Origin of the sequence: Pseudomonas sp. UBA2684 (genome assembly GCA_002354655.1) — a bacterium.
Taxonomy (GTDB): Bacteria; Pseudomonadota; Gammaproteobacteria; order Pseudomonadales; family Pseudomonadaceae; genus Aquipseudomonas.
In genome coordinates this window covers 16,242-42,606 of sequence record DELY01000021.1, presented here as the reverse complement: position 1 = coordinate 42,606, position 26,365 = coordinate 16,242, and the positions used below count along the sequence as shown (strand labels likewise).

The following is a 26,365-nucleotide window of genomic DNA, read 5'->3' as shown; positions in this document are numbered from 1 at the left end:
CCAGGCATCAATGGATGATCTTTTAACAAGGAAATGACCATGTTTAACCCGGCCAATGAAACCCACTTCAGTCTGACCATCGAAGGCCTCGACCACGACCTGCAAGTGCTCGAATTCAGCGGCCGCGAGGCGATCAGCCAGCCCTACCGTTTCGAGCTGGAGCTGGTCAGCCAGCGCCCTGACGTGGACCTGCAAAGCCTGCTGCATCAGCGCGCCTTTCTCGCCTTCAGCCCAGACGGCCTGGGCATTCACGGCCTGATCTACCGCGTCGCCCAGGGCGAGTCCGGCAAGCGCCTGACCCGCTACACGCTGAGCATCGTGCCGCAACTGAGCTACCTGACGCACCGTACTAACCAACGCATCTTCCAGCACCTCACGGTGCCGCAGATCGTCGCCCAGGTACTCGAAGAACACGGCATCGCCCTTGGCGGTTACCAGTTCCAGCTCGGCCCGACTGTTTACCCGAAGCGTGATTACTGCGTGCAGTACGACGAAAGCGACCTGCATTTCATCCAGCGCCTGTGCGAGGAAGAAGGCATCCACTACCACTTCCAGCACAGCGAGCAGGGCCACGTGCTGGTCTTCGGTGACGACCAGAGCGCCTTCGGCAAACTCGGCCAGCCCACCGCCTACCTGCAAGACAACGGCATGACCGCCGCCGAACCGGTGATCAAACGTTTCGCCGTGCGCCTGGAAACCCGTACCAGCCGCACCACCCGCCGCGACTACGACTTCGAGCAACCGCGCCTGCTGATGGAAGCTGCGTTCGAGGAAGATCGCGGCCCCGAGGCCAAGCCGCTGCCGGATCTTGAGGATTACGACTACCCCGGCCGCTTTGTCGACCGAGCGCGCGGCAAGCACCTCAGCCAACGCCACCTCGAACGCCACCGCGCCGATTACCGCCTGGCCGAAGGCCATGGCGATCAGCCGAAGCTGCTCAGCGGCCACTTCCTCGAACTCTCCGACCACCCGTGCCAGGACTGCAACGACCTCTGGCTGCTGCACGAAGTGATCCACCAAGGCAAACAGCCCCAGGTGCTGGAAGAGTCGGTCAGCAGTCATACCGCAGCCAGCGACGGCTTCCAGCAGGGCTACCGCAACCACTTCACCGCCACACCCTGGACGGTGCCCTTCCGCCCGCCACTGGCGCACCCGAAACCACGGGTATTGGGCAGCCAAACTGCCGTAGTCACTGGCCCGGCTGGCGAAGAAATCCACTGCGACGAGTACGGCCGCATCAAGGTGCAGTTCCATTGGGATCGCCATGGCCAGACCGACGACAAGACCAGTTGCTGGCTGCGCGTGTCTTCCAACTGGGCCGGCGACCGTTACGGCGGCATCGCCATTCCACGGATCGGCATGGAAGTGCTGGTGACCTTCCTCGAAGGCGATCCCGACCAACCCTTGGTCAGCGGCTGCCTGTACCACGCCGAGCATGTCGTGCCCTACGACCTGCCAGCGAACAAGACCCGCACTGTGTTCAAAACACTCAGCACACCGGGCGGCGGTGGCTACAACGAATTGCGCATCGAAGACCGCAAGGGCGCCGAGCAAATCTTTATCCACGCCCAGCGCGACTGGGACGAGAACATCGAGCACGACCAGAAGATCCGCGTTGGCCACGAACGCCACGACACCGTCGAAGCCAACAGCTACACCGAGCTCAAAGCCGAAGAACACCTGACGGTCATCGCCGACCGTAAGGTCGAAGTCAAACCCGACGACCACCTCACCGTCGGACAAAACCAACACATCAAACTCGGCACCGCCCAACTGAGCAAAGCCGGCCGCGAAATCCACCTCAAAGCCGGCCAGAAGATGGTCATCGAAGCCGGCAGCGAACTCACCCTCAACGCCGGCGGCAGCTTTATCAAACTCGATGGCGGCGGCATCACCATCAGCGGCCCTCTGGCCAAAATCAACGCCGGCGGCGCCCCGGGCAAAGGCTCGGGTATCGGTATAAAACCACCGGTACTGCCGGGGGCGGCGGATAGCGATAAGGCGGGGAATTTGTTGGATGAGGCGTTGGTGAATACATCAACTGAGCCCAAGACCGTTATTACCAAGGACTATCCGCTCTCTCTTTAACGCCTGGACGATAAACACTAAGGATTAGGTACTCGCAATGCTGATCAGCCCACCTTTCATTCCCCGCTTGATAGCCGGGGAGAATGACGATGCTTTTATCAACCGCGCCATGCTAGGTGGCGCTCCCGGAGACGGCGCATTTCCTCTTAGCTTCGACTTGAATTGGCACGGCGGCATGCACCTCACCGCCCCCCGTGAAGGAACCGCCTCTCTCCCAGTAAGGGCGATTGCGGATGCCACCCTGGTCTATTTTCGTCAACCAACCGAAGAAGCGAGCGCGCCAGCGGATCATGGACTGCGCTACCGCGATCAGTGGACCGATAACGGCTGCATCGTCCTCAAGCACGAGACAGAGATCGGTGAAGGTACCCTCTCCACAGTGGTCTTCTACTCGGTCTATATGCACCTATCGAAGATCACACTAGCCAACCCAACCAAGGGACAGACGATCTATCGCAAGGACTCGGTAGGAGAAGCCGGACGAATCTACGGCCAGAGCGAGCGCATTCACTTCGAAATAATTGCTGATCAGAGCCAGATTGCACACCTAGTTGGCCGCACCGAGAAAACGCTGAACCATCAAGCTAGCAACGGAAGGACAGACAGCTGCTGGGGAGACATGTACTTCTTTGTTCCTCCGGAAGTACTGGTCTATGAAGCCCCACCCGCTAACCTGCGACAAGCCGAAAATAATGCACCGGTCGTCTATCGCTGTCCTGCCTTGCCCACTGGAGCTCCATCTGTTCAGGAAGGTAACTCTGCCGAGAATGGTAGGGAAGCAGGCCCTACACCTCTGATTCAAGGCTATGACTGGGCAGTGGCCAATCAACTGCAAGAGGGTATCTTTGTTCGTATGCGCTATGAGCGCGGCCAATGCACGCTGACCTCATTCCTGATGGGCGGCGAAGAGATTGGGGCGCATCAAGAAGAAACCGATTACGAATACAACCTTTATCGAACGGCAACCAACCTCTACCCCCAGCGCCCCAGCGCCGGTTATGAACTGCTTCGCTTCGGTAGGGTTCTAGGGCCAGACGCTCTGCAACCAGCAGATGCAGCCAACTGGCGGCAAATAGCACTCCCAGCCCAGGCAGGTGCCTCCCCCAGAGCAGGGTGGGTAAACCTCAATGCCGCAACGGTCGCCAAGTTTAGTGACGCGGACTTTCCCCATTGGCAAGGCTGGCAATTGATCGACGACGACACCGACTCCGATAGCCATTGCCAGTCGCCCTTCATTCGCAGTCTGTTGCGCCTGGATGACGGCAAGGTAGTGTCCGATCAGGTAGATGCAGTGAGCATTGCACTATCACCTGCTTATGCCAGCCTATCGGAAGAAGAGAAGCTCAAACTCTCGGAGCGCTACGAACGAGAACGCGCGCAAAACGAAGCGGCCTTACAAGACCCTGTCACGCAAAATCAACTCAAGCGTTTTATTTGTAAGTTCCCAAGTGAATGGACCAAGAGCGACTTCGACACTCGCTATGGCTGGCTGAGAAAGGTAGCACCCGGAGGGCCGTTATCTGAGGAAAGCTACAACCGATTGCGTAAACACCACCAAGAATTGGCATTTTGGGAAGATGCGGCACTGGAGGGGATTGAGGCAAAGCACTGGCATTTCCCAGCCAAAGAATTCATTCGCACTTTCAGGAAGTGCGGATGGCTATCTGCCAAAGAATTTATACGGATTTATCCCAATGTCACAACAGAAAAAGTGCAGACTTTTTTATCGTACATTAACAAGGCAACATCCAAATATTTAATAGTCGGCAGCCTTCCTCGCGCCCACTTCTTTGGCCAGGCGGGGGTGGAAACTAATCAGCTTAGGTGGATGTCTGAGCTTTACAATGGCGATCCCTATACATATTTTAGAAGATATGAGAAAGCCAAGAATTTTCGGGGTTGGCTTGGCAACATGAAGTGGAACGACGGTGGGAACTTCCGTGGCAGGGGCATGAAGCAGTTGACTGGGCGTGATAACTACGCAAAGTATTGGGTATATCGCGGCTGGATTGCGGAAAATTCATTTACTGACGGATGGTGGCGCAATCCTCGTTGGTGGGGAATTACAGGGGATACTGTTCCTGCTGCTCAGCACAATACTCCCCCAATTCAAAATGCGGTGGCGCTTGCACAGCTGGAGGCCGATATGCGACCACCACAAATAAATAATCCAGACAGAGTGAATACTGATCCATCAACATCGGTAGATACGGCAGGGTGGTTTTGGGCAAAGAATAGGCTCATTAGCATCGCAGATACCAATAATATTGCAGAAATGACGCGGCGGATTCGCGGAGATGGAGCCAATGTTGGTGTCAATACGCCCTGGCCAGAGGCGGCAAATTTCCCTCAGCGTCAAGAATTGACCGAGGAAATATTGGAGTATTTGGGAGATATTTGCGAATGAAAATATTTTACTTTTTTTTCTCACTAATCCTTAGCCATGCATCAGTTGCAGAAAATGAAACTGCTCTTCTTCAGTGCAGGGAAGTGGTTACAGAGGGCAAAAGGTCCTTAATCTTATCGGCCGATAATATTGACTTCATAATTTCAACATCACAGAGCACATGTGAATCGTCTTTTGAATACCAATATCTGAAAAGTGACAACGATAGATATTTGATTACGTCATGGCCGACAAGTGAGGAGCTTGGTGTAAATGCTCAGCGCAATTTATACATAGCATCGCCTGAGAGGCCCGATGCAAAATATATTGGATCAGTTCCAGTTGATGCTGAAATAGTGGGCGAGGGAAGGTATCGCAGAATATCGCAGGAGGGGGGCAGCATACATGAGACGATTTATTTCATGCGTGATGCACAAATAGATATTGAAAAACCGAGCAAGGAATTAGTCATTGCAAATACGGAATGCATTTACCTCCAAGGAAGTGATAGTGAGTGTCAGCGCATGACTGGAACCTTTGAAAATCCAATTTGTGTCTACAGCCATGATGGAAAAAAATCCTTGGCGGATGTTTCGAGTTGCTCGGAGCTTCTAAATTTCCAATAACTGGTATTAGGAAAAATGAAATCAATAGGCCGTCATTGATTTTTGAGACAGCCCTACCGCTTCGAGCTGGAGCTGGTCAGCCAGCGCCCTGACGTGGACCTGCAAAGCCTGCTGCATCAGCCAGCCTTTCTCGCCTATACACCAGACGGCCTGGGCATTCACGGCCTGATCTACCGCGTAGCCCAAGGCGAGTCCGGCAGCGAACCCACCCTCAAAGCCGGCGGCAGCTTTATCAAACTCGATGGCGGCGGCATCACCATCAGCGGCCCTCTGGCCAAAATCAATGCCGGCGGCGCACCGGGCAAAGGCTCGGGTATCAATGTTTTATCAGCCCTCACCCCTGCGGCAGCCGCTATGGCCCTGGCGGGCAACCTGCTTCAAGGCCCAAATGCCAATACAGTGGCCAAGCTAGTCGAGCCTTTGGAGGAAGAAGAGGAAGAAGAGGAGCTGGAAGAAGAAACACCCGTAGGCATCACCCTGCGTATCGGCGTGTTCTTCGATGGCACCGGCAATAACCTGGCGAACTCCGCCGTCACCGAGCAGTGCCGCCGGGACGACATGGCGTTGCTGGACGAACAGGCGCTGGGGGAGCTCATCAAAACATGTCACACCCATGGCTACCGCGACCTGAACGACGGCAGCTTTGGCCGCACGCCGGATAACAGCTATGGCAATGCGGCGAGTAATGTGGCGCACCTATTTGAACTATATCGGGATGACACCGACGAACCTCTTTCCGCAGATGCCCAATTTGCCCATCTACGGGTCTACCTCGAAGGTATCGGCACAACCAGCGATAAGTCCGACTCGACCATCCGCCAAGGCACCGGAACGGGCGGCACCGGAGTGCTTGCACGGGTGAAACAAAGCCCTAGCCAAATATATGAAGCACTGCAATTGCTACTAGGAAACAACCCCGAGCTAGAAATCAAAAATATTGAGTTCGATATTTTCGGCTTTAGCCGAGGGGCCGCAGCGGCACGTCATTTTGCCAACGAGCTGCTCAAACCTGACGGCGGCCTTCTAGCCAGCACACTTAATCAACAAACGCTTGGAATTGCATCAGGGTTCATCTGGGAAGAACGCACCAGCATCAACTTTATCGGCCTGTTCGACACCGTAGCCGCTATTGTCGAGCCCCTCTGAGGCGACCTTAGCCCAGCCAACGAATACAACCCCGGCGTTAACCTCTACCTGCCGCCCGACTGCGCGCGCAAGGTGGTGCAACTGGCCGCCCGTGACGAGCAACGCCACAACTTCGCCCTCAACAGCGTGGCACCGCAGCATCAGGAGGTCAGCGTGCCAGGAGTACACTCCGATATCGGCGGCGGCTACCCCGGCAGGATGACCGAAAAGCTGCTGATCAGCCGCCCGCGTTCCACCCTGGTAACCCCTGCCCAACCGTTGGAACGCAGCCGGGCCTGGCGTGAAACCCAAGAGGCTATTGCCCTGCTGGAGCAGCGCGGCTTGCCCGGTGAGGGGGAAATAAAACCCGCCAAATGGTTTTATACCTTGCCCGGCCGCGCTAACGAAAACTCGCAAACCCAAAGGGCCATGGTCGCGGCGGCCATCAACCGTAACGTACGAGGTGAATTGTCACGGGTGTATTTAAAGCTGATGCGTGAACTGGCCGTACAGCATCAGGTGCCTTTTGACCCGATAGACGAGAGCGATAATCGCGTAAATATTCCGGCTGATCTACAACCAATAGCGGAGTCCATTATCACACAGGGACTGAATGGTAGCGTGCAAGTGAGCCAGGCCGAATACCGTTATTTGCACGCCCGTTATATCCACCTGTCAGCAAACTGGGTGCCCGTCACAGGGTTACTGCTCAATAAACCCGCCAAGAATCACCGTGCGGTATATGTCAATAAACCACAAAAAGGGTATCCCGAATGAAACTGTCCGTGCTGCTGTTATGGCTGGCCACTCTGTGCCTCAGCGGCTGTGCCATCGGCCAAGGGAAACCTAAGTTACCCTACGATAGTTGGTCTATAAGCATGCTGGCCCCTAATTATATGGAAGTATGGGTGGAAAGCGTTGATGTCATTGATCAGCACGGACTAGTATTTGAACGCGTCCATGGCGGCAGAGTGGCAATGCGTAGTCCAGCCAATAACAAAGGAAACCCCACTGGTTGGCCTACAAAACCTGGGGGCAGCTCAAAATCCATCTCAGGAGTCGACCTGCCAGAAATAATATTTGTGCGCTGGCAATCATTGGTTGAACCGCAAACCTATAACGTGCGGATCAACGTACCGGAATGGATCCACAATGAAATGACGACCCCCAGAGAGGTTGGAGACTGCGCCCGGAAAGACCGGCGCTTAACAATTAATCACCGGAAGGTCATCACAATTGGCTTGGCTCCCGGCGGCATTGCCAAGGTTTGGTTACGCGGCGGATGCTTGAAGGCTATGGAAATCGGCCGATTCGAAGGGGTTGTTAATAAAAATGGGCCTTATGACGGAACATCTGGAGGCAAGTATCGTCCCCTTTCCGAGGCATCAAAAACATATATTGAGCAATTCGGTATTCCCTATGGCAGTTGGTAGCGACACAATTAAATCGCCAACCCTGCCACCCTAAATCATTACTTATTACTAGAGACACAATCGAAAATCTGAAAAAGGTTTCCATGAGAATAGTATTACTAATCGGTATTTGTTTAGCTATTAGTGGATGTGCTGGTGTCGGCATCATGACTCCCACAAGTCACCATATTGACTCAAACTGCAAGATCATAAATTTTCCGATTGAACTGAGGTACTCTACAGAAAACAAAACCCGCACAGCCGGCTATAACTACAGCGCCAGAGGAAAAAATAAAACATATAGCACCGATGAAGTACGCCTGGCATGGGGAGCACCTGATGAAATCACTTCAGATGAACACCACACCATTTGGACATACCGCGAGAAAACACTGCGCTGGAGCGGCATGGTATTGCATGCCTTGGTGACCATCCCACTGGCCATACCAACCGGCAAAACCAAATACACCCTGTACTTCAACAACGACAATCTTGAAAAAATTCTGCACCATACATTTTCCACAAAGCTTTTCGTCTGCGATCCACTTTATATGATGACTGGCGTCATGGCAGCGGGAATGTCCCCTACAGGCCAAGACTCATCAATTGGCTTATGTAACGTCATCGACAGGAAAGGCATGTATTTTCACTATTTGATGAACTATTGACGACCTCTAGTTCGTACATGGCACGCGCAACAATTCAACACAAATCGCCGAGCGCTTCTTCGACATATTGAACTTATCCCCTCCCGATTTAGAAGCATGAAAAGACTTTGGGAAAACAACCCTGCACAGCGTGGTGTTGCAATTAGACGAGAAAATTAAGCTTTCACCGGCAAAAAACTAGTCAACTACATCAATAGTTCTAGCGTGGACTACTTAAGTGCCCGGAGAATCATCAACGGTACCGATAAGCAGGCTCTTATTGCAGGGTACGCACGAAAGTTTGAAGCCATCCTCAGGGAAAAATCCTCAGCCAAGGAAACCTTCACACCATGAAGCACATACTATCCGCCACACTGCTTCTATCACTTGCGCTGGTCACCACCGCGCAAGCGCGGACGTACACCGTCACAGCCAATAGAGGCGGAGTCACGGAAACCTACCAAGGGAACATGGACACCGGCGAGTTGACGATCACGAATTGCGCATCGGGGACCGCAAGGGCGCCGAGCAAATCTTTATCCACGCCCAGCGCAACTGGGACGAGAACATCGAGCACGACCAGAAGATCCGCATTGGCCACGAACGCCGCGACAGCATCGAAGCCAACAGCTACACCGAGCTCAAAGCCGAAGAACACATGACGGTCATCGCCGACCGTAAGGTCGAAGTCAAACCCGACGACCACCTCACCGTCGGACAGAACCAACACATCAAACTCGGCACCGCCCTACTGAGCAAAGCCGGCGGCAGCTTTATCAAACTCGACCCAGGCGGCATTACCATCAGCGGCCCTCAGGCCAAAATCAACGCCGGCGGCGCCCCGGGCAAAGGCTCGGGTATCGGTATCAAACCACCGGTACTGCCGGGGGCGGCGGATAGCGATAAGGCGGGGAATTTGTTGGATGAGGTGTTGGTGGGCGGCCTGTTCAACCCCAAAAGAAAGTAAAAAGAACCCTAAATTTTCAGGCTGAGGTAGACAGTGAACGCCATCACCCAAACAAACACGCCTGGGAGCCGGTATATCGCCGGCCAGATGATCGTATTCATCCTGTCCTGTGGCTACCTAGCTGGTTGTAAGGCCCTTGAACTTGAACCCATTACCTATCAGGAAGCCGCCACCCAATACCAGGAGGGCGGCAGCATCGAGAATTACCGCTGCGCGCTGGTTCCGGCCGATGAGCAGTACCAGGCCCTGGACGATGCCCAACCAATCGCCGTTGAGATTGATGAAGTGCTGTTCGTCAAGGTCGATGGATTTGTCCATGAACTGCAGCAGCGCGAGATCAATGAGACGCTCACCGCCTATGCCCTCGAAGACATGAGCGCCGCCCTCACCACGGTCAGCCAGTTTAATCAGTCCGAATACAACGAGTCAGATGACCGGCACGTTGACCTTATCTTCGAATCTGCCGGCCAGACGGCCACCTACAAGACCTTCGGAGCGGCCTGCGGCCTCTGACCGTTAAAGACGATTACAACTTTTTCATAGGACAAGTCATAACAGGGCGTCGCTTCAAAATCGTTGAACGTGTGGGTAACATTTCCAACTCCCCGTTCTTCAGCCGTGTCATTCACTGGCCAGGCAATGATCTTTCAGGGGTGACGTTAGGCAGCGACTATGACATGAGATCCCGAAGCGAATCAGAAATTTATAACCATATGAAAAATGCCGGAATCAATCACGATCAAGCGACAAAAATTTCCCAGGCACATGGAAAAAAGGCACTGCAGTGCAGCAATTTGTAAGAAACAACAAAACAAGTATTGGGGAAATCACTACCGAGCAGGAAATAATTCTGTTCAACACTATCTATCCAGATTACGTATCGCGCGCTATTAAAAATTACAATCACTGGACTGCGAACGAGTCCGGTAGGACAGAGTGGAGGGCCCTTACCCAAATTATTCGGGATGTGCTAGTCGACTTTGTTTACCAAGGCTTCACAAAGGGTCCAAACCCTATGAAAGCCGGTATGAAAAACGATAAAGAAGAATTAATACGCTACATAGAAAACACCCCCGCCATCAACCAGTACGAACTAGGTCGAAATAGAGCCCGGTATCTCAGAAACAACTAGAGCACCCAATATGAAAAAAATATATCCATTTGCCTTATTCTTTCTTGCATTTCCAGCACTCAGCGATATCGTTGAAAATCCATGTAAAGAAATTGAAGCATCTCAACAAATAGCACAATGCGCTGAATATAAAAAAGACTTGTCTAACAAGACCCTAAACTTATCTTACAAGGCGACTTTAGACCGCATAACGCATCAATACAAAGAATCTCCAGCGCTTTCCGACCAGTATCTTTCTCTATTGAGAGGCGCACAAAGAGAATGGATAAGACTACGAGATGCCGATTGCAAACTGGAAGCCTTTGAAATAGAAGAAACCACAGAAGCACACCAGACAACAATTAATAACTGCATCTCAAGGATGAGCGACAATAGAGCACATTATTTGAAAAGCATAGCTCCCGACATATAAACACCACTAGTTCCTCATAGAAAACGCAGATATTTTTATATCTGCAGAATATGCTGGGCGTGAACACAACCCAATGACGCAGGTGCTGAAATTGAACATCAACAAACTCAGCATGCTGCATTTTTCACTCACATCAACCCTGATGCTGGCCAGCGTTATTGCGAGCGCCGAAACAATACGACCTGAGGGCCTGTCCTCACTACAAGAACTGCGTCTTATAGACGGCAACGACACCCGCCCCCAGCGCCTGCTGATTACTGACCGCACAGGCGCTACGGTTGTTGATTCGGATAAAGTCCTACCTCGCATCGAAAATGCGTACTCGCCCCATAGTTACGACGGCTACATGGCTGAGCTGGCCGCTGAACAGCGGGGCAAAGTATCGGCTACCGATCTGCAAGGTGAGCGCTACACCCTGCTCTCGCCCTCGACCCAAGCGGGAGACTATCTGGTTCTGATCACCAGAGAAGACGGGAATGGCGCCTACAATTTCAACCTGAAATTCAAGTACGACAGCGCCGCAAAGTCCTTCGACCTTACACAGGCCCTGTTGAATGAAAACAACACCGAGTGCGAGCAGTCGCGGCTCAGTACGTACGTAATCGACAAGCAACATCTTGCCTTCACGTCGATAGCCGACTTCGACGGTACCCGTGCATTCGGCAAGCTGAAAGATCTGCGCTTTGAACATCAAACATCAGGGGCAGCGTCAGAAAAATTGATGTCGCAGACCGAGTCCGATAATTTCAACGCTGCGCTGCAAGCTTACAAAGCCGGCGACCGTGAAGAGTTGAAAACCCTTGCCAGCTATTTTATTGCAGGAGATGGCGATAGCGCATGCGACCCTGGGAAATACATCGTTGAAAAATATTACTTTCCAAAAAAAGTCAGCTGGTCCAACGACCTTGGCTTCTTGTTCGAGCAAGCTGGCTATTACCAAGAAGCTGTAGAGCTGCTGAAGTACATCACGTTGAAACACCCAGACAGAGCAGTCGCCTACTTGAATCTGGCGGATGCTTATTGGGCACTGGGAAAGAAAGAGCCCGCTCAAAAAGCGTACAACCAGTACTACGAAAAAATGATCGCAACCGGAAAGCAGGCGAGAATCCCGGAGCGTGTCAGAACGAGAAAATAACGCGTAGTAACGCCAGTCTAAACACCTGGTTGTATGCGCTATGCAGTAAAGCTCGCGGCCTTGCCTGACCCCCTGAGCCTACGTTGCCAATATTTCTGTAGGGAAAAGGTGAGCTGATTTATTTACTGCTGCTCCGATCATCAAGCCTTTATTACGGAGGACGCACAAAAGTTAGAAGCCATCCTCCAGAGAAACATCCTCGAGCAAGGAAACCTTCACACCATGAAGCACATACTATCCGCCATGCTGACGAACTGATGTCGGCGGCACCAAAGACCATCGCGATGGCGGGTACGAAAACCCATGAAGTGACCCGCGGCAACACCTATTTCGTGTATGACGCGGATGGCACTACACCGCTGACGCTGGGCGTGGAGGCGGGCCCTGCCACGCACACGCTGACGTCGGCGGCGCTGCTACGCGCCATCGAGGCCAACTGAACCGACCACCCGCTGAGCACCCGTGGGGTAACCGAGATGTGCCGGAAGAAGGCCAACACACGGCCGTTATAGGTCGCTTTCCTCCACCACCCTGACCTCCCCCGCCTCCAACGCATACGCCGCATCCGCCAGTTCGTTGCTCACCGGCTCGACCTTAAGGGTGCCGTTGACCCATAGCGGAGCATAGATGTCTTCCAGTTCGATGCCTTTGGGATAGCGCACCAGCACTAGCTGATTGGGCGGTGGCGGTGGGACGTGGATGCAGGCGCCGGGATAGGGGACGAGGAAGAACAGGGTGCTGCGCCCCTGCGCGTCGGTTTCCAGCGGGACGGGGTAGCCGCCCAGGCGAACTTGCTTGCCGTCGAAAGCGGCGACCGTCTTGGCCGAGTACATCACTGCCGGCAGGTTCTGGTCTTGTTGCTTGAGGCCGCCCGAGTTGTAGAAAGCACTGTCCTGCTCGGGGCTGTTATGGCTGATTTCCGGCATGCTCTCCAGCGCTAAACGGTCTTCTTCCGGCATCAGTTCGAGCCAGTCGGTCTCCGGCAGCTCGGCCAGAGCCAAGCTGCTGAGCAACAGCAGGGGCAGCAACAGGTGGCGCATAGGGTGGCTCGCGGATGTAAAGCAGCGCTATGGGAACGGTAGAAAACCGCCCATGCCGCATACAGCAGCATGGGCGGGATGTCTGGCCTAGCTTTTCTTGAGCATGCCGTAGATTACCAGCAGGACGATGGCGCCGATCACCGCGCCAATAAATCCAGCCGCCTGACCGGCCTGGTAGATACCCAGCGCTTGACCGCCATAGGTCGCGGCGAATGAGCCGCCGATGCCGATCAGAATCGTCATGATCCATCCCATGCTGTCGTCGCCGGGCTTGAGGAAGCGCGCAATCAGCCCCACGATCAGGCCGATAAAAATGGTACCGATAATACCCATGGCGGGTTCTCCGAATTAAGTGAGGGCGCCAGGGGTCAGCATAACTGTGGCGCTAGGCCATCAGACGGGTTAAGCCGACAGAGGTTCAATAACCGGCCCTTGGCGCCGCCCGCAGACGGCGCCGTAACCACCTCAGGCGGGCTTGATCAGCGCCTGCACTGCGGCGATCTGCGTGTCCAGCGTAGCGCGGTCGGCGCAGCGCAGGGTGGCGTGACCGACCTTGCGACCGGCCTTGAAGGCCTTGCCGTAGTGATGCAGGTGGCAGTCGGCGATGGCGATGACTTTATCCACCGCCGGCACCTCACCGATGAAGTTGAGCATGGCGCTCTCGCCGACCTTGGCCGTCGAACCCAGCGGCAGGCCGGCCACGGCACGCAGGTGGTTTTCGAACTGGCTGCACTCGGCGCCTTCGATGGTCCAGTGCCCGGAGTTGTGCACGCGCGGGGCGATCTCGTTGGCTTTCAGGCCGCCATCGACTTCGAAGAACTCGAAGGCCAGCACGCCGACGTAATCGAGTTGCTTGAGCACGCGACCGACGTAGTCCTCGGCCAGCGCTTGCAGCGGATGCTCGGTGCTGGCGATGGACAGGCTGAGAATGCCGCTGTCGTGGGTGTTGTGCACCAGCGGGTAGAAGCGCGTTTCGCCGTCGCGGGCGCGCACCGCGACCAGCGAGACTTCACCGCTGAACGGCACGAACCCTTCGAGGATGCACGCCACGCTGCCCAGTTCGGCAAACGCGCCGCGCACATCTTCCGGCGAGCGCAGAACCTTCTGACCCTTGCCGTCATAACCCAGGGTGCGGGTTTTCAGCACGGCCGGCAGGCCGATGCTGACGGCGGCGGCATCGAGGTCGGCTTGCGACTGGATATCGGCGAAATCCGGGGTGGGGATGCCGAGGTCCTTGAACATCGACTTCTCGAACCAGCGGTCGCGGGCGATACGCAGGGCGGTGGCCGATGGATAGACCGGCACGAACTGCGAGAGGAAAGCCACGGTCTCGGCCGGCACGCTCTCGAACTCGAAGGTCACCAGGTCGACTTCGTCGGCCAGTTGGCGCAGGTGATCCTGGTCGCCGTAATCGGCGCGAATATGCTCGCCCAGGGCCTGAGCGCAAGCGTCCGGCGCCGGATCGAGGAAGGCGAAGTTGATGCCCAGCGGAGTCCCCGCCAGGGCCAGCATACGACCCAATTGGCCGCCACCGATTACACCGATTTTCATCTAGAGAGCCCCTTTCAGTAAGTGGCGAGACCACGCAGTGGCGCGTCGAGCGCCGTGCAGGACGCGGAGTTTACACGCCGTCAATGAGCATGCCGAGCAGCGCACGACGCGCCCATGCGCCGCGCCGCCAGCCTTGACGGACGAGGCTCAGGCCCCGCGCGGGTCCGGGTTTTCCAGCACGGTATCGGTCTGCTCCTGGCGGAACTGCTTGAGCGCCGCATGGAACTGCGGGTGCTGGTGACCGAGGATGCTTGCCGCCAAGAGGGCCGCGTTGATCGCGCCAGCCTTGCCGATGGCCAGGGTAGCAACCGGGATGCCGGCGGGCATCTGCACGATCGACAGCAGCGAGTCGACGCCCGAGAGTACCGCCGACTGTACCGGCACACCGAGCACCGGCAGGTGGGTCTTGGCCGCACACATGCCCGGCAGATGTGCCGCGCCGCCAGCGCCGGCAATGATCACCTGGATGCCGCGGCCTTCGGCCTGTTCGGCGTACTGGAATAGCAGGTCCGGGGTGCGGTGGGCGGAGACCACCTTGACCTCGTAAGGGATGCCCAGCTTCTCCAGCATCTCGGCGGTGTGGCTAAGGGTGGACCAATCGGACTTGGAGCCCATGATCACGCCAACCAGTGCGCTCATCAAAGTGCCTCTTTTCTGTCGGGCGCCTGACGGCGCATCAAAAACCAACAAGCCACGCGGGATGACCGGCGTGGCTTGTGTGCGAATTTGGGCCGGGTGCGACCGGCCAAAGGCCGCGCAGTATACCGCAAAGCCACGGCTGGCGAGCACCCTTCATAACCGTTTGTCCAGAGACCCACCGTTTGTGCCGAAACAGTGTGTAACGGGCCGCGAGACGCGGCCCCTGCTCTCATAACGGCGGCCGAGCGGCATAGTTTTTGCGTTGATTCAGGCACCTGAACCGACGCGGACGCTGCAATGCTGCACGCCAACCTGACCACCCTGCATGTGGTCTCGCTGATTCTCGAGCTGTTCGCCGATCAGCCGGAGCTGAGCGAGCGGCTGCTCGCCGACAGCGGCATTGACGCCAGCGACCTCGGCAACGCCGATAGCCGCATCACCCGCCACCAGGAATTGCGGGTGTGCGCCAATGCCCTGTCCTTGCGCGCCGACCTCGGCCTGGCTCTGGGGCGACGCATGCACGTCTCGGCCTATGGCCTGCTCGGTTACGCCGCACTGTCGAGTGCCACCTTTGGTGACGCCTGGCGCCTGCTGTTGCAGTACCCGGCGTTGCTTGGCACCTACTTCACGCTGGACCTGCACCTTGACGGCGAACTGGCGTGGGTCAGTGCCGACGAATACCGTTACCCGGCGGCCCTGGAAGTATTCAACCTGGAAATGTGCCTGGCCTCGCTGAAACTGATCTGCGATGACTTGCTCGGTCAGCCGCTGCCGCTCAGCGCCGCGCAATTTCGCTATGCCCAACCGGCGTATGTCGAACACTACGGCGCCAGCTTCGCTAGCGCGCTGCAATTCAATGCCGAGCGCAACGCCTTCGCCTTCCCCGCCAGTTGGCTGCAACGGCGCCTGCCGCTGGCCGACCCGGTCACCCACCTGGAAATGCTCGCGCGCTGCCGCAAGCAAAACGCCGAATTCACCACACGCCAGGCCTGGTTGGCGCGCATCCGCCAGCTGCTCTCCGCGCAATTGGCCGAGCCGCCGGGCCTGGAGCAACTGGCGCAGCAGATGCACTGCTCGCCACGCACCCTGCGCCGGCATTTGCAGGAGCTCGGCACGCATTACCAGGAGCTGCTCGACGAACTGCGCTTCGAGCGCGCCAAAACCCTGCTCGGCCAGGAAGACTGGCCGATCTGCCGGATCGCCGAATACCTCGGCTTCAGCGAAACGGCCAGCTTCCGCCACGCCTTCCAGCGCTGGAGCGGCGTGCCGCCCAGTCGTTTTCGCGCCTGACGCGTGAGAAGCGCTTGTGGGAGGGGCTTTAGCCGCGCCCGCGTAACAGCTCGCCGCTGAAGCGCCTCCCACGAAATGTCATGACGGCCGCGCAACTTGGCCACATCGATCCCCTTTTGGCCGTTGTCAGCGTTCTGCAAAGCGCCCGGTAGGCGAACAATGCAGGCACAACAACACGCCTGGAGCCGTTTCACATGCTGACCTACTACAGCGACGACCATCACCTGCACCACGGCAGCTGCGAGCTGATCGACGGTCAGTTGATGCCGTGTTTCGAGAAGCCGCAACGCGCCGACCACATTCTCCAGCGGGTCAAGGATCGCCAGCTCGGCGAAGTACGCGCGCCCAAGGATTTCGGCCGCGCGCCGATCGAGCGCATCCACAGCGCGGCCTACCTGGAATTCTTTGCAAGTGCCTGGGCCCGCTGGCAAGCACAGAACGGCACGGGTGACCTGCTGCCCTACACCTGGCCGGCGCGCACCCTGCGCGCGGTACTGCCGAGCAGCCTGCACGGCCAGTTCGGTTACTACAGCTTCGACGCCGGCGCGCCGATCACCGCCGGCACCTGGCAGGCCGCCTACAGCGCCGCCCAGGTGGCGCTCAGCGCCCAGGCGCATATCGCCGGCGGCGCGCACAGCGCCTTCGCCCTGTGTCGGCCGCCGGGCCACCACGCCGCCGGCGAGCTGATGGGCGGCTACTGCTACCTGAACAACGCCGCCATCGCCGCCCAGGCGTTTCTCGACCAGGGCTACGCGCGGGTGGCGATCCTCGATGTCGATTACCACCACGGCAACGGCACCCAGGACATCTTCTATGCACGAAGCGACGTGCTGTTCGCCTCGATCCACGGCGACCCGCTGGCCGAGTTCCCGTTCTTCCTCGGCTATGCCGATGAATTGGGCGAAGGGGCCGGCGAAGGCTACAACTGCAATTACCCGTTGCCCGCCGGCAGTACCTGGGAAACCTGGAGCGCGGCGCTGGAACAGGCCTGCCAACGCATCGCCGGCTACGCCGCCGAGGTGCTGGTGGTGTCGCTCGGCGTGGACACCTTCAAGGACGACCCGATTTCCCAGTTCAAGCTCGACAGCCCGGATTACCTGGCCATGGGTCGGCGCATCGCCGCACTCGGCCTGCCGACGCTGTTCGTCATGGAGGGTGGCTATGCCGTGGAGGCCATCGGCGTCAACGCGGTGAACGTGCTGGAAGGGTTCGAAGCCGCCAATTTGTAGGGTGGACATACCGAAGGTTTGTCCACCACGCGGCACCGTCATGGTGGACAAGGCTGCGCCATGTCCACCCTACACAAGATGAACAATCACACCGGGGTGCGAAACAATGACCACAATCACACACCTGCTCGGCGCCGCGCTCTGCGGCGCTATCCTGCTGGCCACCACGGCCCAGGCGCAAACTGCGGAAAAGCAGCGCGAGTTGCGCGTGTACAACTGGGCCGACTACATGCTGCCCTCGGTGCCCAAGGCGTTTCAGGAAAAAAGCGGCATCCAGTTGACCTGGGACGTGTTCGACACCAACGAAGCGCTGGAGGCCAAGCTGCTCACCGGCAACTCCGGCTACGACCTGGTGGTGCCGACCAACACCTTTCTCGATACGCAAATCAAGGCCGGGGTGTTTCAGGCGCTGGACAAGAGCAAGCTGCCCAACTGGCAGCACCTCGACCCGGGCCTGCTGCAACTGATGACCACCAACGACCCCGGCAACCAGTTCGCCGTGCCCTACATGTATGGCACCGTGCTGATCGGCTTCAACCCGGCCAAGGTCAAGGCCGTGCTCGGCGAAGATGCCCCGGTGGACAGCTGGGACCTGATCTTCAAGGAAGAGAACATCAGCAAGCTCAAGCAGTGCGGCGTGGCGATGCTCGACTCGCCCGGCGACATCCTACCGATCGCCCTGCATTACCTAGGCCTCGACCCCAACAGCAGCCAAGCCGAGGACTACGACAAAGCCAGAGAGCTGATGCTGAAGATCCGCCCCTACATCGCCTATTTCCACTCGGCCAAGTACATGACCGACATCGCCAACGGCGACATCTGCGTGGCCATCGGCTATTCCGGCAGCTTCTACCAGTTCGCCAACCGCGCCAAGGAAGCCGGCAACGGCGTGGTGGTCGACTGGCGCCTGCCGAAAGAAGGCGCGCCGCTGTGGTACGACTCCTTCGCTATCCCGAAAAGCGCGCAGAACGTCGACGAAGCGCACGCCTTCCTCAACAACCTGCTCGACCCGACAGTGGTCGCGCCGATCAGCGACTTCCTCGGCTACCCCAACCCGAACAAGGACGCGATGCCCTTGGTCGGCGCCGCGATCCGCGACAACCCCAACCTGACACCGACCGCCGAGGCGCAAAAGACGCTCTACGTTCTCCAGCCGCTGCCGCAGAAGGCCGAACGTATCCGCACCCGCGCCTGGACCACCATCAAGTCGGGCACCTGATGCGAGGCCAGCCGCAGGTTTTGTCGTTATCCCCGGCTCTCGGGTAGGGCGGACATGCCGCCAGGCTTGTCCGCCATCTGCACCGCGCCAGGGGGCAAGCGGTGGACAAGGCTGCGCCATGTCCACCCTACAGGGCCTATCTCGACACCCCGGTAATAACGTTCGGTTTTCCGAATGCCTATCCGGGCACGGGTCGCCCAGCCGAACGACTGGGCGTTTTCGTTTCCTGATCAATAAAAATTTATCTTTTCCTTTCAATAACTTAACTTCAAATAAAAATCCTCGATGGACTGGCATACATCCTGCTCCCTGTATTGGCAGGAATGCGATAGCCCTTCCCAGACAGTGGCGTGACAGACCGGCCAACGCCGGAGCGTCAGCCCCATAACAACAACATCGAGGAAACGATTCATGCGTATTGTCCCCCGCGTACTGAGCGCAGCCATTGCCGCTGCCCTGATCTCCACGCCAGCACTCGCCGCTGAACTGACCGGCACCCTGAAGAAGATCAAGGACAGCGGCACGATCACCCTCGGCCACCGCGACGCCTCCATTCCCTTCTCCTATTTCGGCAACAACCCGCAGCAGCCCGTCGGCTACTCGCATGACCTGCAACTGAAAGCCGTCGAGGCGATCAAGCAGGAGCTGGGCATGCCCGACCTCAAGGTGCGCTACAACCTGGTCACCTCGCAGACCCGTATCCCGCTGGTGCAGAACGGCACCGTCGATCTGGAGTGCGGCTCCACCACCAACAACATCGAGCGCCAGCGCCAGGTGGACTTCTCCGTCGGCATCTTCGAAGTCGGCACCCGCCTGCTGACCAAGAAGACCTCCGGGGTCAACGATTTCCCCGACCTCAAGGGCAAGAACGTGGTGACCACCGCCGGCACCACCTCCGAGCGCCTGCTAAAAATCATGAACGCCGAGCAGAAGATGGGCATGAACATCATCTCCGCCAAAGACCACGGCGAGTCGTTCCTGATGCTCGAATCCAGCCGCGCCGTCGCCTTCATGATGGACGACGCCCTGCTCTATGGCGAAATGGCCAAGGCCAAGCAGCCGGCTGACTGGGTAGTGGTCGGCGAGCCGCAATCGTTCGAGATCTACGGCTGCATGATGCGCAAGGGCGACGAAGGCTTTAAGCGCGTGGTCGACGGCGCGATTGCCGCGGCCTTCGCTTCCGGCGAAGTCAACGACATCTACGCCAAGTGGTTCCTCCAGCCCATCCCGCCGAAGAACCTCAACCTCAACTTCCCCATGAGCGACGAGCTGAAAAAGCTCATCGCCACGCCCACCGACAAATCTGCCGAGCAGATCTGACGGTGATGCGCCGTCACGCTCATGAGGCGTGATGGCGCGGGGACTCCGGGGAAGCCAGCGGCTTCCCCAACCTAACTTCTGACGAAGAGAGAATCGTCTGCGCACGCGGACACGGGCATCCCTCGCCCTTCGTCAACGTAAAACGTACTCAAGATCTCGCGAGCTAGAGCCATGCAAGGCGCAACGACCAACGGGAGTAACAGCCAAAGGCTGGCCCGAAGGGTGAGCGCCAGCGAATAAAGCAGGCGAGAAACGCAGCGCAGCGAAGTAGCAGCCAACGGCTGACCCGAAGGGTGAGCGCAGCGAATCAAGCGGAGTGTGCTGTAGCACATGAGCATGACTCGCTTCGCTCGCCCCTTCGGGGCCGCACTGAAGCGCGTTAGCCGCAAGCGGCTTTCCGAGTCTGTTTTCAACGCAGCAGATCGTTTATCCAATCGAGGGGCAACCCGCATGAATTACAACTGGGACTGGGGCATCTTCTTCAAGCCCACCGGCATCGGCAGCGAGATCTACCTGGACTGGTTCCTCACCGGCCTGGGCTGGACCATCGCCATCGCCGTCGTCGGCTGGATCATCGCCCTGGCGCTGGGCTCGCTGCTCGGCGTGATGCGCACCGTGCCGAACCGCTGGATCGCCGGCATCGCCAGCACCTACGTGGAAATCTTCCGCAACGTACCGCTGCTGGTGCAGCTGTTTCTCTGGTACTTCCTGGTGCCCGACCTGCTGCCCGAACCGCTGGAGATGTGGTTTAAGCAGGACTTGAACCCGGCCACCTCGGCTTATCTATCGGTTGTGGTGTGTCTTGGCCTGTTCACCGCCGCGCGGGTCTGCGAGCAGGTGCGCACCGGCATCCAGGCACTGCCCCAGGGCCAGACCGCCGCCGCCTACGCCATGGGCTTCAAGCTGCCGCAGATCTACTGCAACGTGCTGCTGCCGCAGGCCTACCGGATCATCATTCCGCCGCTCACCAGCGAGTTCTTGAACATCTTCAAGAACTCCTCGGTGGCCTCGCTGATCGGCCTGATGGAGCTGCTGGCGCAAACCAAGCAGACCGCCGAGTTCAGCGCCAACCTGTTCGAAGCCTTCACCCTGGCCACCCTGATCTACTTCACCCTGAACATGAGCCTGATGCTGCTGATGCGCATGATCGAGAAGAAAGTCGCGGTGCCCGGGCTGATTTCCGTGGGAGGTAAATGATGGATTTCAGTGCAATCGTTCCGGCCCTGCCAGGCCTCTGGGACGGCATGGCGATGACCCTGCAACTGATGGTCATGGGCGTGCTCGGCGGCGTGCTGCTGGGCACCCTGCTGGCGCTGATGCGCCTGTCGCACAGCAAGCTGCTGTCGAACATCGCCGCCGCCTACGTCAACTACTTCCGCTCGATCCCGCTGCTGCTGGTGATCACCTGGTTCTACTTCGCGGTGCCGTTCATCCTGCGCTGGATCACCGGCGAAGACACCCCGATCGGAGCCTTCACCTCGTGTCTGGTGGCGTTCGTGATGTTCGAGGCGGCGTACTTCTGCGAGATCGTCCGCGCCGGCATCCAGGCCATCCCCAAGGGCCAGATGGGCGCCGCGCAAGCGCTGGGCATGAGCTACGGGCAGACCATGCGCCTGATCATCCTGCCGCAGGCGTTCCGCAAGATGACCCCGCTGCTGTTGCAGCAAAGCATCATCCTGTTCCAGGACACCTCGCTGGTGTACACCGTCGGCCTGATGGATTTCCTCAATGCCGCCCGCTCGCGCGGCGACATCATCGGCCAGCCCCATGAATTTCTGATCTTCGCCGGTCTGGTCTATTTCACGATCAGCTTTGCCGCCTCGCAACTGGTGAAACTCCTGCAAAAAAGGTTAGCCGTATGATCTCGATCAACAACGTCAACAAGTGGTACGGGGACTTCCAGGTGCTGACCGATTGCAGCACCGCCGTGAAGAAAGGCGAAGTGGTGGTGGTCTGCGGCCCGTCCGGCTCGGGCAAATCCACCCTGATCAAATGCGTCAACGCCCTGGAGCCGTTCCAGAAGGGCGATATCGTGGTCGACGAAACCTCGATCGCCGACCCGAAGACCAACCTGCCCAAGCTGCGCTCGCGGGTCGGCATGGTGTTCCAGCACTTCGAGCTGTTCCCGCACCTGACCATCACCGAAAACCTGACCATCGCGCAGATCAAGGTGCTCGGCCGCAGCAAGGCCGAAGCCACCGAGAAGGGCCTCAAGCTGCTCGAACGCGTCGGCCTGCAAGACCATGCGCACAAGCACCCCGGCCAGCTCTCCGGCGGGCAGCAGCAGCGGGTGGCGATCGCCCGCGCGCTGGCCATGGACCCGGTGGTGATGCTGTTCGACGAACCAACCTCGGCGCTCGACCCGGAGATGGTCAACGAGGTGCTCGACGTAATGGTGCAACTGGCCAACGAAGGTATGACCATGATGTGCGTGACCCACGAGATGGGCTTCGCGCGCAAGGTCGCCGACCGGGTGATTTTCATGGACGCCGGGCAGATCGTCGAGGACTGCCCCAAGGAAGAGTTCTTCGGCGATGTCAGCGCCCGCTCCGAGCGCGCCCAGCAGTTCCTGGCGAAGATCCTCCAGCACTGACCTGTAGGATGGGTTGAGCCTGCGATACCCATCACCCACTCGATGGGTATCGCTACGCTCAACCCCTCCTGCTTTCTACTGAGCGCTTGTGGGAGGCGCTTTAGCGGCGATTGGCCGGCCCAGGCTGCAACAGCATCGCGGCTACGACTGCATGGATGCAGGAGTTAGAGCGAAGCAGGATGCCAGAGCCGAAAGCCCCTCCCACGGATAACGCGCGCCCCACAACTACCCAGCCAGGGAGGACTGTGATGCAATGCTCCACCGCCTTTCCTCGCGCCGTGCCGCCAGCCCTGACCGTGAAACCCCGCCTGATTCGCCACCTGCTGCTGCCGATCCTGATGATCGTGCTGGTGCTCGGCTGCGGTTACGCCGGCTTCCACCTCAGCGAACGCGTCGGCATCCGCGCCCTCGCCGAGAACGGCGAACGCCAGCTCGAACTCAACGCCCGCGCCGTCGAGAGCGAGATCAACAAATACACCTACCTGCCCAGCCTGCTGGAGCTGGAGTCCAACGTCAGCCGCCTGCTGCTCACCCCCACTGCTTACCGGCGACAGCGGGTCAACGATTACCTCGAAGGCCTCAACCAGCGCAGCGGCAGCCTGGCCATCTACGTGCTCGACACCAACGGCCGCGTGCTCGCCACCAGCAACTGGCGCGAGGCAGACAGTTACCTCGGCGAAGACCTGGCGTTTCGCGCCTACTTCCAGGAAGCCGTGCAGGGTAAGCCCGGGCGCTTCTACGGTATCGGCAGCACCACCGGCGAGCCCGGCTATTACCTGGCCCACGGCCTGCGCGGCAACGGCCGGGTGATCGGCGTGGCGGTGGTCAAGGTGCGCCTCGATGCCCTGGAACAGCGCTGGCAGCGCGCACGCCTGGAGGCCTACGTCAGCGACGAGAACGGCATCATCATCCTCTCCAGCGATCCGGCCCGCCGGCTCAAGGCCGTGCGCCCGCTCGACGCCGAGACCAAGGAACGCCTGGCGCGCAGCCTGCAATACTACTGGTGGGCGCTGGAGGAGCTGCAACCGCTGGCGCGCACGCCGCTCAGCGACGGCATCGAGCAAGTCAGTTTCGCCACCGGCAGCATTCCCGATCAGGCGTCCGAGCCGATCAATTACCTGGCGCAAACCCGCCCGCTGAGCGACACCCCCTGGCACCTGACCCTGCTCACGCCGTTGCAGGACCAGCGCCGCGCCGCCATCAGCCACGGCATGCTCGCCGCCGTCGCCTGCGCCCTGCTGGCCTTCCTGCTGATCGCCTGGAACGAGCGGCGCAAGGTGATCGCCACCCGCCTAGCGGCGCGCGAAGCCTTGCAGCAGGCCAACAATGAGCTGGAGCGCAAGATCGCCGAGCGCACCGCCGACCTGCAAGCGAGCAACCAACGCCTGACGGCCGAGATCGGCGAACGCCGACAGGCCGAGACCACCCTGCGCCAGGCCCAGGACGAACTGGTGCAAGCCGGCAAGCTGGCGGTGATCGGGCAGATGTCCACCAGCATCGCCCACGAACTCAACCAACCGCTGGCGGCGCTGCGCACCCTCTCCGGCAACACCGTGCGCTTTCTCCAGCGCGGCGCCCTGGACATCGCCAGCAGCAACCTGCACACGATCAACGAACTGGTCGACCGCATGGGCAAGATCACCGCCAGCCTGCGCGCCTTCGCCCGCCGCTCCGACGACGGTGGCGAGGCGCGCCTGGACCAGGCGGTGGACGCCGCGCTGATGCTCCTGCACCCGCGCCTGCAACGCACCAACGTGCGCATCGATCGCGACTATGCCCAGGAGCCGGGCGACGTCTGCCTGGCCATCGACCAGACGCGCCTGGAACAGATCCTGGTCAACCTGATCGGCAATGCCCTCGACGCCATGCGCGACCAAGTCGACCGGCGACTCTGGCTGACGGGCGCCGACACCGGCAGCCACTTCCAACTGGACGTGCGCGACAACGGCCCCGGTATTGCGCCGGATGCGCGCGTGCACCTGTTCGAGCCGTTCTTCACCACCAAACCCGGCGAGCAGGGCCTCGGCCTCGGCCTGACCCTTTCCGCCAGCCTGGCCGCCGCCGCGGGCGGCAGCCTCACCGTGCGCCACCCCGACAGCGGTGGCACGGCCTTCGTCCTCAGCCTGCCGCGCGTAGGCCAAGCCCACGTTAGCGGCGAGACAAGAACCCATGACTGACCGCCTGACCGTTCTCATCGTCGAAGACGACCCGCACGTGCTGCTCGGCTGCCAGCAGGCCCTGGCCCTCGAAGACATCGCCAGCGAAGGCGTGGGCAGTGCCGAAGCGGCCCTGCAACGCATCGATGCCGACTTCGCCGGCATCGTCATCAGCGACATCCGCCTGCCGGGCATCGACGGCCTAGAGCTGCTCAGCCGCCTCAAGCAGCGCGACCCGAGCCTGCCGGTGGTGCTGATCACCGGCCACGGCGACATCAGCATGGCGGTGAATGCCATGCGCGACGGCGCCTACGACTTCATGGAGAAACCCTTCTCCCCGGAACGCCTGGTGGACGTCACCCGCCGTGCCCTGGAACAACGCAGCCTGGCCCGCGAGGTGTCGGCGCTGCGCCGCCAACTGGCCGGGCGCCAGGCCCTGGAACAGCGCATCATCGGGCGCTCGCCCGCCATGCAGCGGTTGCGCGAACTGATGGAGAACGTCGGCGATACCGCAGCCAACGTGCTGATCGAAGGCGAGACCGGCACCGGCAAGGAACTGGTCGCCCGTTGCCTGCACGACTTCAGCCGGCGCCAGGCGAAACAGTTCGTCGCGCTCAACTGCGGCGGCCTGCCGGAGAACCTCTTCGAGAGCGAAATCTTCGGCCACGAGGCGCACGCCTTCACCGGCGCCGGCAAACGGCGCATCGGCAAGATCGAGCATGCCCACGGCGGCACGCTGTTCCTCGACGAGGTCGAGAGCATGCCGCTGAATCTGCAAATCAAATTGCTGCGCGTGTTGCAGGAACACAGCCTGGAACGCCTGGGTTCGAACCAGTCGATTCAGGTGGATTGCCGGGTCATCGCCGCGACCAAGGCCAACCTCGACGAACAGAGCAAGGCCGGGCAGTTCCGCAGCGACCTCTACTACCGGCTGAATGTGGTGACCCTGGAACTGCCACCGCTGCGCGAACGGCGCGAGGACATCTGCCTGCTGTTCGAGCATTTCCTGCAATTGTCGGCACTGCGCTTCGACCGCGCCACGCCGGAACTCGACCGGCAGACCATCGCCACGCTGATGGCGCACGACTGGCCGGGCAACGTGCGCGAACTGCGCAACGTCGCCGAGCGCTTCGCCCTCGGCCTGCCGGTGTTCAAGAAAAGCGGCCTGGCGCCCGACGGCAACGGCCCGAGCTTCGCCGAAGCAGTGGAAGTCTTCGAACGCAACCTGCTCGGCGATGCCCTGGAGCGCCACGCCGGCAACCTCAGCCAGGCCGCCCAAGACCTCGGCATGGCCAAGACCACGCTGTTCGACAAGGTGAAGAAGTACGGTCTGCAATAAGCGGCGCCGTCGGCAGGCGCATGCAGGACGCTCGAGCGCGGGTTCGCGGCTAAAGCCCC

The 26,365-nt window shown here is 59.0% G+C and carries 24 protein-coding genes and 1 pseudogene; 21 read left to right on the top strand and 4 right to left on the bottom strand.

Annotated elements, in window-relative coordinates; translation table 11 throughout:
- Positions 1-39: 39 nt before the first annotated feature.
- The 12 genes and pseudogenes from tssI (at position 40) to B3M58_RS08655 (ending at position 12,370) form a co-directional block, all read left to right on the top strand.
- Positions 40-2,088: a type VI secretion system tip protein TssI/VgrG gene (gene tssI, locus B3M58_RS08710; RefSeq protein ID WP_296218372.1), complete on the top strand. Its 2,049-nt coding sequence runs from the start codon at positions 40-42 to the stop codon at positions 2,086-2,088.
- Positions 2,089-2,125: 37 nt separating this feature from the next.
- Complete coding sequence (locus tag B3M58_RS08705; RefSeq protein WP_296218370.1) at positions 2,126-4,495, top strand: hypothetical protein; 2,370 nt, start codon at positions 2,126-2,128, stop codon at positions 4,493-4,495.
- Positions 4,492-5,100, top strand: a complete 609-nt coding sequence (locus tag B3M58_RS08700) for a hypothetical protein (RefSeq protein WP_296218368.1) — start codon at positions 4,492-4,494, stop codon at positions 5,098-5,100. The genes B3M58_RS08705 and B3M58_RS08700 overlap by 4 nt, the downstream gene beginning before the upstream one ends.
- Before the next feature lie 93 nt (positions 5,101-5,193).
- Positions 5,194-6,246, top strand: coding sequence for a phospholipase effector Tle1 domain-containing protein (locus B3M58_RS08695; protein ID WP_296218367.1), 1,053 nt, complete (start codon positions 5,194-5,196; stop codon positions 6,244-6,246).
- Positions 6,247-6,321: 75 nt separating this feature from the next.
- Positions 6,322-7,002 carry a hypothetical protein gene (locus tag B3M58_RS08690; RefSeq protein WP_296218366.1) on the top strand — a complete coding sequence of 227 codons (681 nt, stop codon included), beginning with the start codon at positions 6,322-6,324 and terminating at the stop codon, positions 7,000-7,002.
- Entirely contained in the window at positions 6,999-7,658 is a 660-nt protein-coding gene (locus tag B3M58_RS08685) for a DUF2931 family protein (RefSeq protein WP_296218364.1), read from the top strand. Before B3M58_RS08690 ends, B3M58_RS08685 begins: the two co-directional genes overlap by 4 nt.
- Before the next feature lie 83 nt (positions 7,659-7,741).
- A complete protein-coding gene (locus tag B3M58_RS08680; protein WP_296218362.1) occupies positions 7,742-8,305 on the top strand; it encodes a hypothetical protein in 564 nt (187 codons plus the stop codon).
- Positions 8,306-8,777: 472 nt separating this feature from the next.
- A pseudogene (locus B3M58_RS08675) lies at positions 8,778-9,382 on the top strand (bacteriophage T4 gp5 trimerisation domain-containing protein); the annotation flags it as partial.
- Positions 9,285-9,764 carry a hypothetical protein gene (locus tag B3M58_RS08670; protein ID WP_296218361.1) on the top strand — a complete coding sequence of 160 codons (480 nt, stop codon included), beginning with the start codon at positions 9,285-9,287 and terminating at the stop codon, positions 9,762-9,764. The pseudogene B3M58_RS08675 and the gene B3M58_RS08670, both read left to right, overlap by 98 nt.
- A gap of 629 nt (positions 9,765-10,393) precedes the next feature.
- Positions 10,394-10,795 (top strand): lysozyme inhibitor LprI family protein, encoded by a 402-nt coding sequence (locus tag B3M58_RS08665; protein WP_296218360.1) that lies wholly within the window; start codon positions 10,394-10,396, stop codon positions 10,793-10,795.
- 91 nt (positions 10,796-10,886) lie between these two features.
- Positions 10,887-11,930, top strand: a complete 1,044-nt coding sequence (locus B3M58_RS08660; RefSeq protein ID WP_296218358.1) for a tetratricopeptide repeat protein — start codon at positions 10,887-10,889, stop codon at positions 11,928-11,930.
- 284 nt (positions 11,931-12,214) lie between these two features.
- Positions 12,215-12,370 carry a hypothetical protein gene (locus B3M58_RS08655; protein ID WP_296218356.1) on the top strand — a complete coding sequence of 52 codons (156 nt, stop codon included), beginning with the start codon at positions 12,215-12,217 and terminating at the stop codon, positions 12,368-12,370.
- Positions 12,371-12,436: 66 nt separating this feature from the next.
- Here the strand turns inward: B3M58_RS08655 and B3M58_RS08650 are convergent, their stop codons facing one another.
- The 4 genes from B3M58_RS08650 to purE all read right to left on the bottom strand — a co-directional run bounded on the left by B3M58_RS08650 (position 12,437) and on the right by purE (position 15,160).
- Positions 12,437-12,970 carry a DUF3299 domain-containing protein gene (locus B3M58_RS08650; protein ID WP_296218355.1) on the bottom strand — a complete coding sequence of 178 codons (534 nt, stop codon included), beginning with the start codon at positions 12,968-12,970 and terminating at the stop codon, positions 12,437-12,439.
- Positions 12,971-13,057: 87 nt separating this feature from the next.
- Positions 13,058-13,303: a GlsB/YeaQ/YmgE family stress response membrane protein gene (locus B3M58_RS08645; protein WP_296218354.1), complete on the bottom strand. Its 246-nt coding sequence runs from the start codon at positions 13,301-13,303 to the stop codon at positions 13,058-13,060.
- Between the two features lie 132 nt (positions 13,304-13,435).
- Positions 13,436-14,521, bottom strand: coding sequence for a 5-(carboxyamino)imidazole ribonucleotide synthase (locus tag B3M58_RS08640; protein WP_296218352.1), 1,086 nt, complete (start codon positions 14,519-14,521; stop codon positions 13,436-13,438).
- 147 nt (positions 14,522-14,668) lie between these two features.
- A complete protein-coding gene (purE, locus tag B3M58_RS08635; protein WP_296218350.1) occupies positions 14,669-15,160 on the bottom strand; it encodes a 5-(carboxyamino)imidazole ribonucleotide mutase in 492 nt (163 codons plus the stop codon).
- A gap of 297 nt (positions 15,161-15,457) precedes the next feature.
- Here purE and B3M58_RS08630 point away from each other — a divergent pair, with 297 nt between their 5' ends.
- The 9 genes from B3M58_RS08630 to B3M58_RS08590 all read left to right on the top strand — a co-directional run bounded on the left by B3M58_RS08630 (position 15,458) and on the right by B3M58_RS08590 (position 26,306).
- On the top strand, positions 15,458-16,450 hold the full coding sequence (locus B3M58_RS08630; RefSeq protein ID WP_296218349.1) for an AraC family transcriptional regulator: 993 nt from the start codon (positions 15,458-15,460) through the stop codon (positions 16,448-16,450).
- A gap of 194 nt (positions 16,451-16,644) precedes the next feature.
- Positions 16,645-17,679: a histone deacetylase family protein gene (locus B3M58_RS08625; protein WP_296218348.1), complete on the top strand. Its 1,035-nt coding sequence runs from the start codon at positions 16,645-16,647 to the stop codon at positions 17,677-17,679.
- 106 nt (positions 17,680-17,785) lie between these two features.
- Positions 17,786-18,898: a polyamine ABC transporter substrate-binding protein gene (locus B3M58_RS08620; protein ID WP_296218347.1), complete on the top strand. Its 1,113-nt coding sequence runs from the start codon at positions 17,786-17,788 to the stop codon at positions 18,896-18,898.
- A gap of 411 nt (positions 18,899-19,309) precedes the next feature.
- The gene (locus B3M58_RS08615) at positions 19,310-20,218 is read left to right on the top strand and encodes a glutamate/aspartate ABC transporter substrate-binding protein (protein ID WP_296218345.1); all 909 of its coding nucleotides are present in this window, start codon (positions 19,310-19,312) and stop codon (positions 20,216-20,218) included.
- 450 nt (positions 20,219-20,668) lie between these two features.
- On the top strand, positions 20,669-21,415 hold the full coding sequence (locus tag B3M58_RS08610; RefSeq protein WP_296218344.1) for an amino acid ABC transporter permease: 747 nt from the start codon (positions 20,669-20,671) through the stop codon (positions 21,413-21,415).
- The gene (locus B3M58_RS08605; RefSeq protein ID WP_296218342.1) at positions 21,412-22,080 is read left to right on the top strand and encodes an amino acid ABC transporter permease; all 669 of its coding nucleotides are present in this window, start codon (positions 21,412-21,414) and stop codon (positions 22,078-22,080) included. The genes B3M58_RS08610 and B3M58_RS08605 overlap by 4 nt, the downstream gene beginning before the upstream one ends.
- A complete protein-coding gene (locus tag B3M58_RS08600; protein ID WP_296218341.1) occupies positions 22,077-22,811 on the top strand; it encodes an amino acid ABC transporter ATP-binding protein in 735 nt (244 codons plus the stop codon). The genes B3M58_RS08605 and B3M58_RS08600 overlap by 4 nt, the downstream gene beginning before the upstream one ends.
- A 248-nt stretch (positions 22,812-23,059) precedes the next feature.
- On the top strand, positions 23,060-24,988 hold the full coding sequence (locus B3M58_RS08595; RefSeq protein ID WP_296218339.1) for a sensor histidine kinase: 1,929 nt from the start codon (positions 23,060-23,062) through the stop codon (positions 24,986-24,988).
- Positions 24,981-26,306: a sigma-54-dependent transcriptional regulator gene (locus B3M58_RS08590; RefSeq protein WP_296218337.1), complete on the top strand. Its 1,326-nt coding sequence runs from the start codon at positions 24,981-24,983 to the stop codon at positions 26,304-26,306. The genes B3M58_RS08595 and B3M58_RS08590 overlap by 8 nt, the downstream gene beginning before the upstream one ends.
- The last annotated feature ends 59 nt before the right edge of the window (positions 26,307-26,365 follow it).